The sequence below is a fragment of the Clostridium tarantellae genome (genome assembly GCF_009295725.1).
Classification (GTDB): domain Bacteria; phylum Bacillota; class Clostridia; order Clostridiales; family Clostridiaceae; genus Sarcina; species Sarcina tarantellae.
In genome coordinates this window covers 1-651 of the sequence record NZ_WHJC01000602.1, presented here as the reverse complement: position 1 = coordinate 651, position 651 = coordinate 1, and the positions used below count along the sequence as shown (strand labels likewise).

At 24.7% G+C, this 651-nt stretch carries 2 protein-coding genes; both read right to left on the bottom strand.

What is annotated here, in order from left to right; all coding sequences use genetic code 11:
• The coding region (locus tag GBZ86_RS16565) for a hypothetical protein (RefSeq protein WP_152892491.1) at nucleotides 1-307 on the bottom strand (307 nt) is incomplete at its 3' end.
• Nucleotides 300-651: ParA family protein (locus GBZ86_RS16560; protein WP_170272322.1), on the bottom strand; the 352-nt coding region annotated here is incomplete at its 5' end. The genes GBZ86_RS16560 and GBZ86_RS16565, both read right to left, overlap by 8 nt.

The window sequence follows — 651 nt, the reverse complement described above, 5'->3', positions numbered from 1 at the left end:
GTTGAAACATATTAAAAGCTTCTTCAATATCAGAAGTTTTCTTTTTAAAATACATAGCTATAGAATTTTGAACTATTGTACTTAAATCTTCTTCACCACTCATTTTTAAAAGTTGAAGTCTTTTAATAGTTAATTCATCTAATACAAAAGTTTTTCTTATTTTTTTATTACTATCACTACAAAATGAAATATTGTTTTTTGATTTTATTACTTTATTACTTTCTTTATCTAAATTATTATCTGAAATGCTATCTAAAATTCCTTTTCCTATATTAGCTATGTTATTTTTAGTACTTTTCTTAGGCACGTTTTATTACCTCCTTAGCTAAAAGCATATACTCTTCTGCCCCTTTACTTCTTTTATCATAATAAAGAACAGGTTTTCCTTCTATTTGAGCTCTAACAATAGCAGCATTTTGATGTATAATTACATTAAATAATTTATCTGCAAAAATATCCTTTAATTCTTCTTTAAAATCTCCTGTTAAGGTAGTTCTTGCATCTACTCTAGTCAATAAAACCCCTTCTACTTTTAAACTTTTATTATAATTTCTTTGAATTAATTTAAAAACTTTTACTAACTGACTAAGTCCTTGAAGGTTAAACATAGAAGGTTCTAATGGAATTAGAACTGACGTATAAACTCTATAA